The 15,957-nt window shown below is 42.2% G+C and carries 15 protein-coding genes; all 15 read right to left on the bottom strand.

Annotated features, from left to right (window positions below):
• Window positions 1–35: 35 nt before the first annotated feature.
• On the bottom strand, window positions 36–575 hold the full coding sequence (gene hpt / locus J2Z37_RS12115; RefSeq protein ID WP_209810517.1) for a hypoxanthine phosphoribosyltransferase: 540 nt from the start codon (window positions 573–575) through the stop codon (window positions 36–38).
• Between the two features lie 2 nt (window positions 576–577).
• Entirely contained in the window at window positions 578–2,002 is a 1,425-nt protein-coding gene (gene tilS / locus J2Z37_RS12110; protein WP_209810516.1) for a tRNA lysidine(34) synthetase TilS, read from the bottom strand.
• 189 nt (window positions 2,003–2,191) lie between these two features.
• Window positions 2,192–4,678 carry a stage II sporulation protein E gene (gene spoIIE, locus J2Z37_RS12105; protein ID WP_209810515.1) on the bottom strand — a complete coding sequence of 829 codons (2,487 nt, stop codon included), beginning with the start codon at window positions 4,676–4,678 and terminating at the stop codon, window positions 2,192–2,194.
• A 358-nt stretch (window positions 4,679–5,036) separates the two neighbouring features.
• Window positions 5,037–5,348 carry an FtsB family cell division protein gene (locus tag J2Z37_RS12100; RefSeq protein ID WP_209810514.1) on the bottom strand — a complete coding sequence of 104 codons (312 nt, stop codon included), beginning with the start codon at window positions 5,346–5,348 and terminating at the stop codon, window positions 5,037–5,039.
• Between the two features lie 11 nt (window positions 5,349–5,359).
• Window positions 5,360–5,947 carry a spore cortex biosynthesis protein YabQ gene (gene yabQ / locus J2Z37_RS12095; protein ID WP_209810513.1) on the bottom strand — a complete coding sequence of 196 codons (588 nt, stop codon included), beginning with the start codon at window positions 5,945–5,947 and terminating at the stop codon, window positions 5,360–5,362.
• Window positions 5,944–6,231 carry a sporulation protein YabP gene (gene yabP, locus J2Z37_RS12090; protein ID WP_209810512.1) on the bottom strand — a complete coding sequence of 96 codons (288 nt, stop codon included), beginning with the start codon at window positions 6,229–6,231 and terminating at the stop codon, window positions 5,944–5,946. Before yabP ends, yabQ begins: the two co-directional genes overlap by 4 nt.
• 64 nt (window positions 6,232–6,295) lie before the next feature.
• A complete protein-coding gene (locus J2Z37_RS12085; RefSeq protein ID WP_209810511.1) occupies window positions 6,296–6,592 on the bottom strand; it encodes an RNA-binding S4 domain-containing protein in 297 nt (98 codons plus the stop codon).
• Entirely contained in the window at window positions 6,589–8,058 is a 1,470-nt protein-coding gene (gene yabN, locus J2Z37_RS12080) for a bifunctional methyltransferase/pyrophosphohydrolase YabN (RefSeq protein WP_209810510.1), read from the bottom strand. The genes J2Z37_RS12085 and yabN overlap by 4 nt, the downstream gene beginning before the upstream one ends.
• Before the next feature lie 14 nt (window positions 8,059–8,072).
• Window positions 8,073–9,704, bottom strand: coding sequence for a putative polysaccharide biosynthesis protein (locus tag J2Z37_RS12075; protein WP_209810509.1), 1,632 nt, complete (start codon window positions 9,702–9,704; stop codon window positions 8,073–8,075).
• Between the two features lie 359 nt (window positions 9,705–10,063).
• Window positions 10,064–11,338, bottom strand: coding sequence for a TRAP transporter large permease (locus tag J2Z37_RS12070; RefSeq protein ID WP_209810508.1), 1,275 nt, complete (start codon window positions 11,336–11,338; stop codon window positions 10,064–10,066).
• Window positions 11,335–11,835, bottom strand: coding sequence for a TRAP transporter small permease (locus tag J2Z37_RS12065; protein WP_209810507.1), 501 nt, complete (start codon window positions 11,833–11,835; stop codon window positions 11,335–11,337). The genes J2Z37_RS12070 and J2Z37_RS12065 overlap by 4 nt, the downstream gene beginning before the upstream one ends.
• A gap of 261 nt (window positions 11,836–12,096) precedes the next feature.
• Complete coding sequence (locus tag J2Z37_RS12060; protein ID WP_209810506.1) at window positions 12,097–13,371, bottom strand: TRAP transporter large permease; 1,275 nt, start codon at window positions 13,369–13,371, stop codon at window positions 12,097–12,099.
• Window positions 13,368–13,868: a TRAP transporter small permease gene (locus J2Z37_RS12055; RefSeq protein WP_209810505.1), complete on the bottom strand. Its 501-nt coding sequence runs from the start codon at window positions 13,866–13,868 to the stop codon at window positions 13,368–13,370. Before J2Z37_RS12055 ends, J2Z37_RS12060 begins: the two co-directional genes overlap by 4 nt.
• 118 nt (window positions 13,869–13,986) lie before the next feature.
• Window positions 13,987–15,045 carry a TRAP transporter substrate-binding protein gene (locus tag J2Z37_RS12050; protein ID WP_209810504.1) on the bottom strand — a complete coding sequence of 353 codons (1,059 nt, stop codon included), beginning with the start codon at window positions 15,043–15,045 and terminating at the stop codon, window positions 13,987–13,989.
• Window positions 15,046–15,348: 303 nt separating this feature from the next.
• Window positions 15,349–15,888: a stage V sporulation protein T gene (spoVT, locus tag J2Z37_RS12045; RefSeq protein ID WP_209810503.1), complete on the bottom strand. Its 540-nt coding sequence runs from the start codon at window positions 15,886–15,888 to the stop codon at window positions 15,349–15,351.
• Window positions 15,889–15,957: the final 69 nt, after the last annotated feature.

Raw genomic sequence — 15,957 nt, 5'->3', positions numbered from 1 at the left:
GTTCTTTGTCCACAACCAGTGTGAAAGATTAAATACTAGCTTGTATATACTTCAGGTTTAAGGATTCCGATATAGGGCAGATTCCGATACCGTTCTGCATAATCCAAACCGTATCCCACCACAAATTCATCAGGCACGATAAATCCGCAGTAATCCGGTTTCAGTTCAATCTTACGATTATGTGGTTTATCAAGAAGGGTGATGATCTTTACGCTGGCTGCTTTCCTTCTATGGAGAAGATCAAGCAGATAACTTAGCGTCAATCCACTGTCAATAATATCTTCAACGAGCAGAATATGTCTCCCCTCAACGCTTGCATCCAAATCTTTAATAATGCGGACCTCTCCAGATGAAACCGTTGAAGCACCATAGCTGGACACAGCCATAAAATCCATTTCCATATGAATGGAAATCCTCTTGATCAGATCCGACATAAAAGGAGCTGCGCCTTTCAGAACACAGATTACCAAAGGATTTTTCCCTTTATAATCTTCGCTGATTACCCTGCCCAATTCCTTTATTTTCAGTTGAATTTCTTCTTCACTTAGCAGCACATCTAGAATGTCGTTTTCCATGCTTACCTCCCAAAGTTATCAAAGCTAAATGGTTGTATTCTTACAGTCAGTATCTGCTTGGTTTGAGGAGTAGGGACAGCCAGGTTTGATCTTCGTAGACCAGGGATCCAAAGAATTTGTTTCTGATCACAAAGAAGTGGAAGCAACTCTCGATGTCCACGCGAAACCTTGGCATCGATCATAATGTCTTTAACCTTTTTGTGTCCGGACATCCCTAACAGAGTCATGCGGTCACCCGTTTTTCGAGTTCTCAAGATCAAATCTCCTTGAATCGCTTCCCAGTCAAATACCGCGGTGAATCGATCTTCACTAACATTGGATACTGTATCACTCCAGCTATCCAACCGTGTATCAATAGAAACGCCAAGCTCTTTAATATATGTATTTCCTGGAATAAGAACTTTATAGATATATTCTTGATTCTGCTTAGGATACTGCTCAAAAGAAAAAATAATATCGTCATACTCTTTCCAGGCAAACAACCCATGTGGCAACACTAACTCCGTGGATGTTCGACCTTCACGGATCCAACCGCAGACTTGATCTATATGTATAAATCCTAAATTCTGCTGCTCTTGCAGCAGATAACTAAATATTAGTTTAATCATCCTCCTTTGTAAAGCAAGGTGATGGGATAGGAATAGTTTTCCCTTGATTACAATTTTATTATGTTTCTTCCATTTGATGATTGCTTTTAGTTTATCTTTGCTCATTTCTTGAATCAGTTCATTTTCCCCTTGGACAATCTCCCCTAGATGTAACAACGCTGTTTGCACAGAAGGATTGATCTCCTTCTCGAGAAGCGGAAATAATTTCAGTCGAATAAAATTCCGGCGATATTTTGTTTTTAGATTGCTACTGTCTAACCGTGGGATGATCCCGTAGGTCTCAGCGTAATGTTCTAATTCATCCTTGAAAATGGTTAAAAAGGGGCGGACAATAAGGAGTCCATTTTCTTCGCGCTGTTCGGGAATCCCGGCCATTCCTTCCATTCCTGTGCCGCGCAAAATTCTCATGAGTACTGTCTCAGCCTGATCATTTGCGTGGTGGGCAAGCGCCAATTTGTTTAGCTGGAATTGGTTCGCGGCACGGTGGTAAAACTCGTAGCGAGCCTTCCTTGCCACTTCTTGCGGATTTTCTTTCGAGTCCTTAATCAACTTCGGGACATCAATACTCTCGGTAGCACAGGGAATATTTCGTTCCTTGCAAAATTGCTGAACATAGCGGGCATCCTCAGCGGATTCCTGTCCACGAAACTGATGATCTAGATGGGCGGCACAGACCGTCCATTGTTCTTCCTTCGATAGCTTATGCAGAACATCGAGGAGGACGAGGGAGTCTACCCCTCCAGAAACGCCAACCAAAATTTTTTCGTGTTTGGACAGCAATCTCTTTTGTTTAAGCAGATCTCGAAAGCGATTTATCATTTTCATCAACCTTCTAAAAGAAGAATAAGTAGAATGCAGACTTGTTCAGGTATTATATCATACCTTCCAGTTGTATTGCGAAGCCAAGCACGAAGAAAGCCCAAAGGTGAAAATCACCCTTGAGCTGTCTCACCCTTTATCTCCATGTTCATTATGGGCAAAAAGCCGTCTGATCATACAATTTTTTGTTTAACTCACCCGCTTGGGACGCTGAATTTTTTCCAACCCTGGCATTGGGAATGTCCCCCACCTTGGAACAAACTGGTCGACACTTGCTACTAAAACCGTCATATCATCGTCAATTTCCCCAAACTTGCTGCGAATCACCCTTTCAATTAGTATATCGGCCACTTCTTCTGGTTCCTCCGTCTTTAATTCCGAGATCACCCTCTTGAACCACATCTCCTTGTTTTCAATTTGTGTGGGAGCCTCTAGAAGGCCATCAGATACCATGATCAACAGATCACCTGGTTTAAGTGTTTCCGTCACTACATCTACCTCTATGTCTTCAATAATCCCAATTGGCAGATTATTAGCCGTAATTGACAGGACCTCCTTTCCACGTTTAATAAAGCTCGGTGTTGATCCCGTTTTAATAAACTTTGTGTTTCCTGTATATTGATCGACAATCGCCAAATCAACCGTGGCAAAAATTTCGTCAGGTGATCTAAGGGAGAGCACGGTATTGACCGATTTAATCGCTAGTGATTCATCAAGACCCACTTCCAATAGTTCCTTCATTAGATCCAGGGTAGAAGTGCTTTCCATATGGGCTCGGTCTCCATTCCCCATGCCATCACTAATCGCCATAATATATTTGCCGCTGCCCAATTCCATGGTCATAAAACAATCTCCTGAAACCAATTTTCCATCTTTTGCGATTCCTGTCCCGTAAGAACTTACTCGATAGTTCTTTTCCGAGCCGAGAATGACCGTACAGGTCCCATCCCCGACCGTATTGCATTCTTTGCTTTTCACCGCGATATTTTCCCCGACGATCGATGTAAGCATGGGGGCTATAATGCTTTCACACTGGACATGGCCATCACAGACAGGCTGCGTAATTTCGATGTCAACTTTCCCCTCCTCCAGACTTAGAATATTTACCTTCTGTACAGACAATCCAATATTCTCCAACGCACTTAAGATTTGCTGCTCCTGCAGTGATAGATCGATTCCCTCCCTTTTTAATTCATTAGCAAAATTCAACATTACACCTGACACACCAGATAATTGATCGGCAACAAGACGCCGACTATCCTTTACTTGTTTTTGTAAAAACAAACTTTCCCGCAACTGTGTGTATTCGTCACGAATCACACCTTCCAAACGATCTTTATTTGTACAAGCTGTCTGATAAGGGGTCTCCATCCGTTCTCGATCAAAGCCCCCATACACATCCAGCTGCTGAATTAGTTCACCCAAGATTTGAATGGTCGCCTCCGAATCCTGTTCAGACCAACATTTATCTTTTTTCCAACAGGTCTGGCAGGATCTCTCGGTTATCTTCGCCATAAACTCATGCATGTCCAACGGATTAGTTTCCTCTTCATTTTGCTTCTCCTGCACAGATACATAGTTAAAAGCATCGGATAATTGCTGGAACAGCGTGGAAAACTTCATAATTTTTTTCACCGTGACATCGCGAACCTTTTTCATATATTCATACTGCGATTTGGCGTTTTCTTCTGTCCCTGGTATAAACCGAGAAATCTGCTGGACAAAGTACTTTGGAGTAAGCAAAAAGGCCAGAATTCCAATCAATGTTTCCATGCTAGTGAGGATAATGGACTGCTTGTCCCCTACATAAAAGATGATGATCGCAGAACCCATTAACATTCCTAAGGCTGCACCGAAACGCTTTCCTTCTTTTAATAGACCTGCCAATAACCCTGCAAAGGCTAAAAGGCTGATTTGTTCGATTTGCCAAATATCAGCAAGACTAATAATCACCCCTGTAATAACCCCAACTGTTGCCCCGATCATCCCTCCCCCAACAAATGCCAAAAGGAGAACCAAGTACTTAGCAAGAACACTTTGTACCGCTATATCCTGTATCTGCCAACCGATGGTCCCGGTCATTACTGACGCTAGTAATATCACTAGACAAACGATTTCTTCTGTTTTTAACTCATGATGATACTTTTTACTCGTTAAAAAAGGTAATGACTGGACAAAGATCAGTGTCAAAATCATTGCCAGAATGGCTTCCACAAAATGCATGGACGCCGCATAAACGGTCAGTTCCCCTTTGAAATAGGTATAGCAAAGATGACTGAGAAAGATGGAAGTCAACACAATAAAGGGCGCATGGTTCAATTCTTTTTTCCTCATTCGTTCCATAACCTGTAAAAATGCAAAGGCTAGCGATATATTTAAGAAAATGATTAGGGCATGCTCGGACGATCTCGAGGCTGCACCTAAAAGCAGGGCCATCGCAGTGAGGAACACCTTATCGCGGCGCAGAAAGTAAACCACAATAAAATAGGCAGCTGCAAATGGCGCTAGTTCCTGTAAGATTAGGGCTCGTCCAAGTAGATATCCCATTAAAATATGAAATATACCAAGTCGTTGAACCCACTTTTCCATGATCATATTGACTTTAAGCATAAGGAATTGGATCGGAAAGAACATTTTTTGACCGACGTTGGCCGCTACCGCTTGAAAGCGAGACATAATCATCACACCACCCGATTTGTTTTGTTGTGTTTGATTATATCTGTGCAGACTTGTAAATTTTGTCAAACCCTCAGATCATATTCCAAAAACTTTCCGACAAATTGCGGCTGTGCTCAACATAAATATAGATCGTACAGCATATTTAAGGAGAATCGATGTTTGGTTTAGGAAAAACTAGCTATGAAACTGTAAATGAATGTCGATATTAGCATCGAAATGGGATGAAAGTAGATACTGGAGAGAAATTCATTTCGGTATTAACTTGAAGGATAACGAGGAAGAAGAAACCTAGGGATTAAAGGATAGACTAGAAGAAGTTGCAGGAACAACCTCTTCTATTTGTTTAACGATGCCCCTAGCGATCCGGAGTTAAGAAAATAATCTCCCCTGGTTTGGATAAATAATAGTCGCGTCGGGCGATCTCAGCAATATAATCACGATCATTTAGCCTGCTGACTTGATATTTCAGTTCGTCATTCTCCAATTTTACCTGGTCTGCTAGTTGCTGCACCTCTTTCAGTTCCTCCTTCTTCTCAAGGAGGGTTGCTTGCTGATCATACCAAGTGAAGCCGGCCCAAAGACAAAAAGCTGTAATGACTACTCCCAAAACTCGCAGTCTTCTTTTTTGACCCTTCATCCTATTCAAGGAAGAATCCAGATCATTCATTGGTTGGCACCTCATTCGTCTTTTGTTTTGTCTCGTCTAAATAGTTTCGCCAACCGTTTTAAAAATCCTGCTCCCTTTTTCTTTGATGAGGAAAGTGCTTTCCCCCCCAAGTTTTTCACATATTTTCCGGAAGGAATAAAGATTTTTTTAAAAAGCTGATAGATGAATAAAAGGATCCTCCAAATAAAAAGGGCAATCGCCACGATGACGGCAACTACGACTTTATATAAAAAAATCAGCGGTTTAACCAGCAAGATTTCAATTGTTCGCACGACAAAACGATAGATCGCCTTGACTAAACGGATAAATCGCAAAAACCATTTAATATAAAAGGTATGAAAAAGAACAAAATACAACCATGCCCCAATTCCCATTCCCAGAAAAAGATAGATTCGGACAATTCCTTCGTTAATTCTTAACAGGGTTCCAAATACAAGAAAAGTACAGCTTGCCCAAAATAAAAGGTCGCAGATCAGTACCAGTAGCCCTTCCATACCAGTCTGCCCCTTCATTACCCGGTAAGTATCATATAATAGTCCCATGGTGACTCCACAGGCTACCATTAAAATCATGGTTACCAGTTGGGTCTCGATGTTCACTTGAACAACCTGCCAAATAACCCTTTGCCCTTGGAGCCCCCTGAGTGTTCATCAATGTATCCCATGTCATGGACGTAACCCTCAATGGATACCTGTCCTGTTTCCAAACTTAAGTTCTTCATATGTAGGTTCTGCCCTTTAATGCAAAGAAACCCGCATTCCGTTTCCAGTAGGAACTCTTCATTATCAAAGCTTTCTACATTTAATACACCGGAGATTTCAAGTTTTTTTCGATTAAACATCATAATTTCATGTCTTGGATTCTTCTTCGTCGAATCAACCATAATGGGGGAACCTCCATCCATCGTGCTTTTTGTACATGTTATGGTTGTTCGCCGAAGTTTAGAACTAAGAAAATGGATAATCCGGGTCTTCCTTTGCTGCTTCCTGCTGGATCCGCTCTTCTGAAACGAGCGTATACATGGTTGCCGCTTCTTCTTTTTTCGTTGTGTCGACTATTCTCTCCACTTTTACTGTAACATGCTTATTTCCATAGCGAATCATCAGCTCGTCGCCCACTTTCACAGCTGTACTCGATTTCGCTTGTTTGCCATTGATTTTCACCCGTCCCTGATCAGCCACTTCCTTTGCCATCGTTCTTCGCTTAACTAATCGGGAAACTTTAAGATATTTATCTAATCTCACGCTTCTCTCTCCTTCTTTTTCGCTTCCTGCCACAACCATTCCATTTCGTCTAATGTTGCTTCTTCCAACGGTTTTTGCAGATGTTCTTCGATAAAGTGGAATCGCCTTTTAAATTTCAAATTAGTCAAGGCCAAAGCCTCCTCTGCATCGATTTTCAGAAAGCGGGCTAAATTTGCTACAGCAAACAGCAAATCTCCCAATTCCTCCTTTATTTCTTCGGAACCCTTGGCTTCTTTCACTTCTGATAATTCTTCTTCTATCTTAGCATAGACATCCTGCAGTTGATCCCAATCAAAGCCAACCTTTGCCGCCTTTTTGGATAGCTTATAGGCTGTCATTAGCGCAGGAAGATCTTTGGGGACTCCTGATAACAAGGATTGCTTCGTAGGATCAATGCCTTTATCTCTTTTTTCCTGCGCTTTAATTTCTTCCCAATTTTTCACCACCTCTTGACTTGTTTCCGCTTCTCGCTCCCCGAATACATGCGGGTGACGACGAATTAATTTTTCATTTAAGACTTGAATAATATCTTCTACATTGAAATCTCCTTCATCTTCCGCAATTTGCCCGTGCAACATCACCTGCATCAAAAGATCACCTAGTTCCTCACATAAAGCATCTGGTTCTTCCAAGTCAATAGCCTCCGCCACCTCATAAGTTTCCTCAATTAAATTTTTACGGATGGATTGGTGGGTTTGCTCTTTATCCCAAGGACATCCTTCTGGGCCACGAAGGATGGCAATAATATCCCGCAAGGTGGTAAATTGCCGGTTAAGAATCTTCTCCTCGCGAGTGGGCGGCACATAGATTAGTGCCAAGTTATGGACCTTTTTGAAATGATGATCTAGCTCGTAAAGAGGAATTTTATGGGCTGCCTCCTCCCCAGATACCCCCGCGGAATAAAGCAAGATGATTTCGTAATCGTCGGGGAACACCTCCATTAGAGAAAGCTTGGCATCCGATGCCGTAAGTTGATCATACACTTGGGTAATTAATAAATGCAGGTGTGGATTAAGATGGTCTCGCTGCAAGCTGCTTGCATCTAACAGGGAGAAGCCTTCGACAGGATCCACTCTTAAAGCGGTGAAGGCTGCATCAAGAAAACTCTGTCCACCTGTGACTTCCACGTCAACCCCCTGGGCAGGCCCTTCCTGCAATAACAACTGTGTTGTTTTTTCAGCAACCATGGGATGCCCTGGCACAACATAAAGAATCGCTGTTTCTTCGTTTGCCTTCTCAATGAGTAACTTGGTTATTTGTTCATAGACATCGTGAAAGGAGCCTTCCTTTTCATATAAATGATCAAAGCTGTGAAATAAAATCCCCTGGTCTTTTAAATCTTGAACAACAGGATGTTTTTCTGTTCTTAAATAGATGTGAGAGGCCTGTTTCAATCGGTTCCATACCCCGATTGGCATTTGCTCCAGGTTGCCTGCTCCAAGCCCGATAACTGTAATCTTTTTCATCGAATCTTCCTTTCTTATGAATCCCGAAGAAGGCCGAAGCGGTCTAAGAATGGGATCCATTTATTTAATTTTGGAATCGACTGCATATCTTTTTTGGTGATTGAACCTGTTAGCAATAAGCTCATCCCGTATATAATAACCCCAAATAAAACGGCAATCAGGGCAACAATCGAAAAATAGAGACGATAGGTGGTGACGATTCCAACCAGCATCTTCATCGTCATCGGCTGAATCAACCAAACCAGGATTCCCATGATGAATACAGATAACATAGGTTTTATAAAGAAAGCCTTAAAACGAAGTCTTACACCTGTATAATGGCAGACTGCTTGGATATTTAGAATCGCTGATACACTATAAGCTAACACCGTAGCAAGCGCCGCCCCTGTAATCCCCATTAGCGGAATAAGAATAATGTTGAGTATGACTTTGATGAAAACAGCAACAAACAAATATTTGGCCGGCAGCATGACCTGCCCCAAGCCCTGTAGGATTCCAGCCGAAGCAATGCCCAAGGTGGAGAAAATGGTAGTAAAGGCTAGCACAATTAACGTGACGGTACCCTTGTCATTTTGATAAAGCATAATATTTACAGGTTCAGCCACTACCGCTAACCCGATGGATGTGGGCAGCCCAATTAACAAGGTCAGTCTCAGTGCCAATTCCGTTCGATTTTTAATCGCCGCATCATCACGCCGCACCCTTGCCTCCGCAATCGCAGGGACAAGGGACAAGGACAAGGCTGTAGCAAAAAAGGCGCCAAAAGCAACCAACGGCTGGCCACGGTCAAAAACACCCTTCAAAATATTCGCTTCTTCCGCTGGGATCCCTCCCCTAATCAACAGATTGGCCACTGTAAACGAATCAGAAAGCTGCAGCAAAGGAAGGGCCAAAGCCCCAAAACAAATGGGAAGCGAATAGTAGACGATCGTTTTTATCAGTTGCCAGACAGTGTCTTCTTTTGTTTTGTTGGGCGATTTCACTTCTGACTTTTTATTTACCCGATTTTTTCTCCAAAAGAATAGAAGCACAAGGAAACTGGCACAGGCTCCTGTGAAAGCCCCGAATACGGCCCCAGCACCTGCCAGATATTCATTTCCGGTCGTCCGCATAAACCAATAGGCCAGAAAAATAATAGTCGTTACTCGAATGGTTTGCTCAATCACTTGGGATACCGCAGTGGGCATCATATTCTGATGTCCCTGAAAATACCCCCGCATGGCAGCCATTGGGGGGACAATTAATAATGCAAAAGACACACTTCGAATAGGCAGGATAAGCTTATCGTTCCCCATCGCCCTGGCAATCCATTCCGCACCGCCATACAGAAGCGCAAAGGAAACGCAACCGGTGATGGCTAAGGTAATCAATGAAACACGAAAAACCTTTTGCACCCCTTGTCCATCACCCAGGACCAATTTTTCCGATACAATCTTTGAAATCGCGATGGGAAAACCAGCCGTTGCAAAAGTTAGCAGGGTACCATAGAGGGGATAGACTTGCATATAGACGTAGTAACCTAGATCACCGGTAATGTTTTGATAGGGAATGCGGTAAATTAACCCAAGCATTTTGGACAGCAATGTTGCCAGCCCCAGAATGGCGGCCCCTTTTATAAAAGTGCTGCTATTTACCTCATTTGACATTCCTTTCCCCCCAATAGCAAAAACTGAGGTAATTATACCAGAGAAAATAGGTTAGACACCACTAATGAGAATTTGCTGCGGAAAACGGAGGGCAAGTCAGATCTCACGGACTCAGGAGACGCTATTTCTCTTCAAATCCCCACTTTCAGGTGGCTCGCGGACCCTAGATCCCTTATTTGCTAAATCCCACCCCATTTGACCCAAAAACAGTGAAATAACGGACGTACGGTCCGCTTAATTACAAAAACAGGGCCTTTCTTTTCAAATAGCGGATTCTCAGTCCGCCTCGCCAAAAAAAGAGCTTTCCCAGGCAGTTCGGATTCTGGCTCCGCTTACTCTGAAAAAGCTCCACAGTTTCTTTATTTAAATAAATTTGGCAGCCACATCGTCACTTGAGGAATGTAACTAATAATCAATAAGTCAACAATGAGAACAAGGATAAATGGCAAGATAGCCTTCGTTATATCTTCCAATGTAATCTCAGCAATTTGGCAGGATATAAAGAGATTGACCCCGACTGGCGGTGTACACATACCCATGGCCAGGTTTACGATCATGATCATCCCGAAATGAACCGGATCGATACCAAATTGTGCAGCAACCGGTGTGAGCAATGGCGCTAAGATAATAATAGATGCACCGGTCTCAAAGAACATTCCCACAATCAGCAATAATGCGTTTATAACCAGCAGGAATACAAAGGCATTGCTTGAGATATCCGTAAAGAAGGCAGCTACTTTTTGTGGAATCCCTTCACGGCTCAAAATCCAGCCGAACAATCCAGCATTAGCAATGATAAACATAATAATCGAAGAAGTAACCGCAGATTGACCAAGTAAAGAGAGAACGTCCTTCCATTTGATCTCTTTATAAACAAACACACCGATAATAAAAGCGTAGGCAACCGCAACTCCCGCAGCTTCCGTTGGGGTAAAGACTCCACCATAAATTCCACCGAGGATAATTACTGGCATGAACAGAGCCAAGAGCGCATCTTTAAAAGCCTTCCAGCGTCCCACCCAGCTTACTTTTTCTTCACTCTGATAGCCTCGTTTTTTAGCAATGAAATACACCGTAATCATCAAGGAAAATCCAATCAATAGCCCAGGAATAACCCCCGCCATAAACATGTCGCCAATGGAGGTTTCTGTGGTAACCCCATACAGGATCATCGGAATACTAGGCGGAATAATAACTCCTAATTCTCCGGACACGGCCTGAACGGCTCCACCGAAATTACGATGATACCCTCTTTTCACCATGGCCGGAATAAGTATGGAACCTAAGGCAGCAACTGTAGCGGCACTGGATCCGGAAATGGCGGCGAAAAACATGGAAGTAACAACAGCAACTAGACCAAGTCCCCCGGTAATATGTCCGGTAAGGGCGTTAGCAAAGGCAACCAGTCTTCTCGAAATCCCCCCAATTTCCATCAAGGTACCTGCTAAAATGAAAAACGGAATCGCCATCAATGGAAAGGAATCAATCGAAGTAAATTCACGCTGGGCCATAATAATGAGGGGAATTCCTCCACCCCACCAAACAGCAAGGGCAGAAGCCAATCCCATAGCTATAGCGATCGGTACACCTAGTATCAAGAAGCCGCCTAAAGAAATAAATAATATCGTACTCACGCGGCTTCACCCTCTTTCACTGCTTCTTTGGCTAGTACTAATTCGATAATGACTGCAACCGCATTCATGGTTAACAAAATTGCACCAATAGGTATACTTGCATACGGAATGGACATTGGGATTTGCATTCCAGCGGAGAGCTGCGTGCCAACCTTCCCCATCATTTCGATCCCTTTCATAAAAAGGATGGCAAAAAGAATAATGCTTATTACATTAATTGCAACCTTTAGAGCCCTTCTAGGTTTCCAAGACAAACGCTCGGAAATAAATTCTACTGCAATTAATTGCTGTTTGCGCAGGGCCAATGCGGCACCAACAAATACACTATAAGACATTAGATAACGTGCCAGTTCCTCCGACCAAGGAAGGGGAATGCCAAAGATGTAACGGGAAAGCACTTGGGAAATGATGACTATGGACATAACTGCTAATACAATACCAAGAAGAATAGTTAACCATTTATTAAAGCTGTCAATCAAACGTAATAAAGCTGCCATTTTCTCTCCCCCATTAGATGATAAATTCCCTTTATTTCATTTTGTATATCTTTTGGAAATAATGATAATAAATGAAAATGGAAAAATGCGGTTTTCAGGACGAATGGTTTGTATTTGAGGATGAATAACAGGCAGATGATGTCGAATGGTGGTGGTAGGAAATAGGATTCGTGAAAGATAGGGGACTTGATGTGAAACATAAAGAGCTTTCCCAGAGATCGGAGGTAGGCCCCCTTACGCTGAAAAAGCTCCGCAGCTTCCTTATTTAAATAGATGTGGCAGCCACATCGTTACTTGAGGAATGTAACTGATGATCATTAGATCGACAATGAGAACAAGGATAAACGGCAAGATAGCCTTTGTTATATCCTCCAATGTAATCTCAGCGATCTGACAGGATATGAAGAGATTGACCCCGACTGGCGGTGTACACATTCCCATGGCCAAGTTAATAATCATAATCATCCCGAAATGAACTGGATCAATGCCAAATTGTGCAGCAACTGGTGTAAGCAATGGTGCCAAAATAATAATAGAAGCACCGGTTTCAAAGAACATTCCTACAACCAGCAATAAAACATTAATAACAAGCAGGAATACAAAGGCATTACTTGAGATGTCCGTGAAAAAGGCAGCTATTTTTTGCGGGACCCCTTCACGGCTCAAAATCCAGCCGAACAATCCAGCATTAGCAATGATAAACATAATAATCGAAGAAGTAACCGCAGATTGACCAAGTAAGGAGAGAACATCCTTCCACTTGATCTCCTTATAAATAAACACACCGATGATAAAAGCGTAGGCAACGGCGACTCCTGCAGCTTCCGTTGGAGTAAAGACTCCACCATAAATTCCACCGAGGATAATTACTGGCATAAATAAGGCTAAAAGCGCATCTTTAAAGGCTTTCCAGCGGCCAGCCCAGCTTACTTTTTCTTCACTTTGGTAGCCACGTTTTTTAGCAATAAAATAAACGGTAATCATTAAAGATAATCCAATGAGGAGCCCAGGAATAACCCCCGCCATAAACATGTCGCCAATGGAGGTTTCTGTGGTAACCCCATACAGGATCATCGGAATACTAGGCGGGATAATAACTCCTAATTCCCCAGACACGGCCTGAATAGCGCCTCCAAAATTACGATGATACCCTCTTTTCACCATGGCCGGAATAAGAATCGAACCTAAGGCAGCAACCGTTGCGGCACTGGATCCTGAGATCGCGGCGAAAAACATGGAGGTTACTACGGCAACTAAACCAAGTCCCCCGGTAATATGTCCGGTAAGGGCGTTAGCAAAAGCAACCAGTCTTCTCGAAATCCCCCCAATTTCCATCAAGGTACCTGCTAAAATGAAAAACGGAATCGCCATCAATGGAAAGGAATCAATCGAAGTAAATTCTCGTTGGGCCATAATAATGAGGGGAATTCCTCCACCCCACCAAACAGCAAGGGCAGAAGCCAATCCCATGGCTACCGCAATTGGCACACCAAGGATCAAGAAGCCGCCTAAGGAAATAAATAATATCGTACTCACGCGACTTCACCCTCTTTCACTTCTTCTTTGGCTAGTACTAATTCGATAATAACTGCAATCGCATTGATCGTTAATAAAATCGCGCCAATGGGTATGCTTGCGTATGGAATAGACATTGAAATTTGCATTGCAGCAGACAACTGTGAGGAAACCTTGTCCATCATTTCAAAACCTTGAATAAAGAGAATGGCAAAAAGAAAAATCCCAATTATGTTTATTACAATTTTCAAGATCCTTCTAGGGTTAAAAGAAAGGCGCTCGGAAATAAATTCTACTGCGATTAACTGCTGGTTTCGAAGAGCTAATGCTGCACCAACAAATATGCTGTACGACATCAGATAGCGTGCAAGTTCCTCAGACCAAGGGAGGGGAAATCCGAAAATATAACGGGAAAGTACTTGGATGATGATGACAATAGACATAACCCCTAATACAACCCCAAGGAGTATCATTAAACATTTATTAAAGAAATCAATTATACGTAATAGTCCTGCCATTTTCTCACCCCTTTATAGATATCAAGATAGGGTAGTAAATCGATGATGATTTGAAAAATCTCCTCAGAATAACCATCGTAACTCTGAGGAGAAGTTATCAAACGTTTCGATCGTTTACTTACTTTGTTTCACGGATCCGCTTAAGAATGTCACCGTACTCTGATTCGTACTTTTTATAAACGTTTTCTGAAGCAGCCACGAATGCTTCACGATCAAATTCTTCCGTAGGGAGAATTTCCATTCCGCCTTCTTTAGCTGTTTCGATGAACTTTTCATTCATATCGAAAATAAATTGACGTTCAAAATCACGAGCGGCTTCTGCAGCAGATTGTAGTGCTTTTTGCTGATCTGGAGTTAGACTCTCAAATTTAGCTGTGTTAATAACAAAAGGCGCTGCTTGATAGAAGTGTTCAGAAAGTGTCATATATTTTTGAACTTCAAAAAATTTATTTGGTACAATTACAGATAGAGGGTTTTCCTCTCCATCAACAACTCCTTGCTGCATGGATGTAAACAGCTCAGTGAAGGCCATCGGGGTAGGATTTGCGCCATAATCCTTAAAGGTATCTAAATGAATTTTATTTTCCTGTGTACGGATCTTAATTCCTTTAAGATCTGCTGGAGTTTTGATTGGTCTAGTGTTATTCGTTATATTACGGAAACCATTCTCTGCCCAAACCAGAATCTTTGCACCTGTCGATTCTAATTCCTTGCTGATGGATTGACCGATTTCTCCATCAAGCACTTTGTAGGCATGCTCACGATCGTTAAATAGGAACGGAAAATCTAATGCATTAGATGATGGGGCAAAGTTCCCTAGAGGACCAGCTCCTGTAATTGTCGCATCCAAGGTTCCTAATTGAACCGCTTCGATCATTTCACGTTCTCCACCCAACTCACCATTGGCATGGATTTCAATTTTTACTGTTCCGTTTGTTTCTTTCTCCACTTGCTCCTTCATTTTTAGCAAGAATTGTTGATAGTGGGAAGTCTCTGTATCAGGTGCTGCACTTCCTACTGCAATAGTAACAACATCGCCTTCTGCACTGCTGTTGGAATTAGCTGCTTCCGCAGGTTGATCGGAAGAACCAGAGGATTCCGTTGCGTTCCCTCCACACCCCACTAAACTGCCCATAGATAAGACTGCAACTAAAAAATAGGATAATTTCTTTTTCATTCTCTTTCCCCCTATAGTGGTTGTCATTTTCTTTCTCTTGATAACGCTTCCATTAATTTATTTACAAACTAATTTATCATTATTATATATAAATTTCCCACTTGAATCAACCATTTTTTTATTCACTATTTTCATTAAAAAGTAGCCAAAATAGCCACTTCTGTTTACTCTACTTAGTATAAATATTCTATATATTATTAATTATTAATTTGTTGCTTCGTAAAATAAATTTCCCCAATAAAAACACAAAGAGCTTTCTCAAGCCCTATTTGGCTGAAAAAGCTCTTTTACGTCTTCATCTTCCTATTGTTCCATTTGTTTAGCCAAAAAGCCTGCAGCTGTTTCGGCCATTTTCGTCTCCAGATCCGCCATCTTGACGGAATCTTCCTTGCTGCAGAGTATGACCGAACCAATCGGATCACCACCAGCAACAATCGGTGCCACGACAATGGAAGAATAATGCTCTTTTAGATCGCGACATACATCATATTCGCCTGGCCCTTGAACCATGGTTTTTCTTTCTTCCATACAAGTTTCAATCATATTGCCAATTGGCTTGTCCATATATTCTTTTTTACTTGCACCAGAGACTGCAATGACAGAATCTCGGTCAGAGATTAATGTAATATGCCCAATGCTCTCATAAAGGGAGTCAGCATATTCCTTAGCGAAATCACCAAGTTCTCCAATTGGCGAATACTTCTTAAGGATTACTTCTCCATCTCTGTCAACAAAAATTTCCAACGGGTCACCTTCACGAATTCTAAGCGTGCGACGAATTTCTTTAGGGATGACAACCCGGCCAAGATCGTCAATTCGGCGTACAATTCCAGTTGCTTTCATGTTCTAGTTGCCTCACTTTCACTTGAAGTTTTTCTTTACTGGAACTCCATCATTAGCGTTGATACCCTA

Source organism: Ammoniphilus resinae, assembly GCF_017873965.1.
GTDB classification, from domain to species: Bacteria; Bacillota; Bacilli; order Aneurinibacillales; family RAOX-1; genus Ammoniphilus_A; species Ammoniphilus_A resinae.
This window is presented reverse-complemented; position numbering and strand designations above follow the sequence as displayed.

Coding starts and splice junctions, on each gene's coding strand:
- hpt (WP_209810517.1), bottom strand. CDS start 575: ATGGAAAACGACATTCTAGATGTGCTGCTAAGTGAAGAAGAAATTCAA.
- tilS (WP_209810516.1), bottom strand. CDS start 2,002: ATGATAAATCGCTTTCGAGATCTGCTTAAACAAAAGAGATTGCTGTCC.
- spoIIE (WP_209810515.1), bottom strand. CDS start 4,678: ATGTCTCGCTTTCAAGCGGTAGCGGCCAACGTCGGTCAAAAAATGTTC.
- J2Z37_RS12100 (WP_209810514.1), bottom strand. CDS start 5,348: ATGAATGATCTGGATTCTTCCTTGAATAGGATGAAGGGTCAAAAAAGA.
- yabP (WP_209810512.1), bottom strand. CDS start 6,231: ATGGTTGATTCGACGAAGAAGAATCCAAGACATGAAATTATGATGTTT.
- yabN (WP_209810510.1), bottom strand. CDS start 8,058: ATGAAAAAGATTACAGTTATCGGGCTTGGAGCAGGCAACCTGGAGCAA.
- J2Z37_RS12075 (WP_209810509.1), bottom strand. CDS start 9,704: ATGTCAAATGAGGTAAATAGCAGCACTTTTATAAAAGGGGCCGCCATT.
- J2Z37_RS12065 (WP_209810507.1), bottom strand. CDS start 11,835: ATGGCAGCTTTATTACGTTTGATTGACAGCTTTAATAAATGGTTAACT.
- J2Z37_RS12055 (WP_209810505.1), bottom strand. CDS start 13,868: ATGGCAGGACTATTACGTATAATTGATTTCTTTAATAAATGTTTAATG.
- J2Z37_RS12050 (WP_209810504.1), bottom strand. CDS start 15,045: ATGAAAAAGAAATTATCCTATTTTTTAGTTGCAGTCTTATCTATGGGC.
- spoVT (WP_209810503.1), bottom strand. CDS start 15,888: ATGAAAGCAACTGGAATTGTACGCCGAATTGACGATCTTGGCCGGGTT.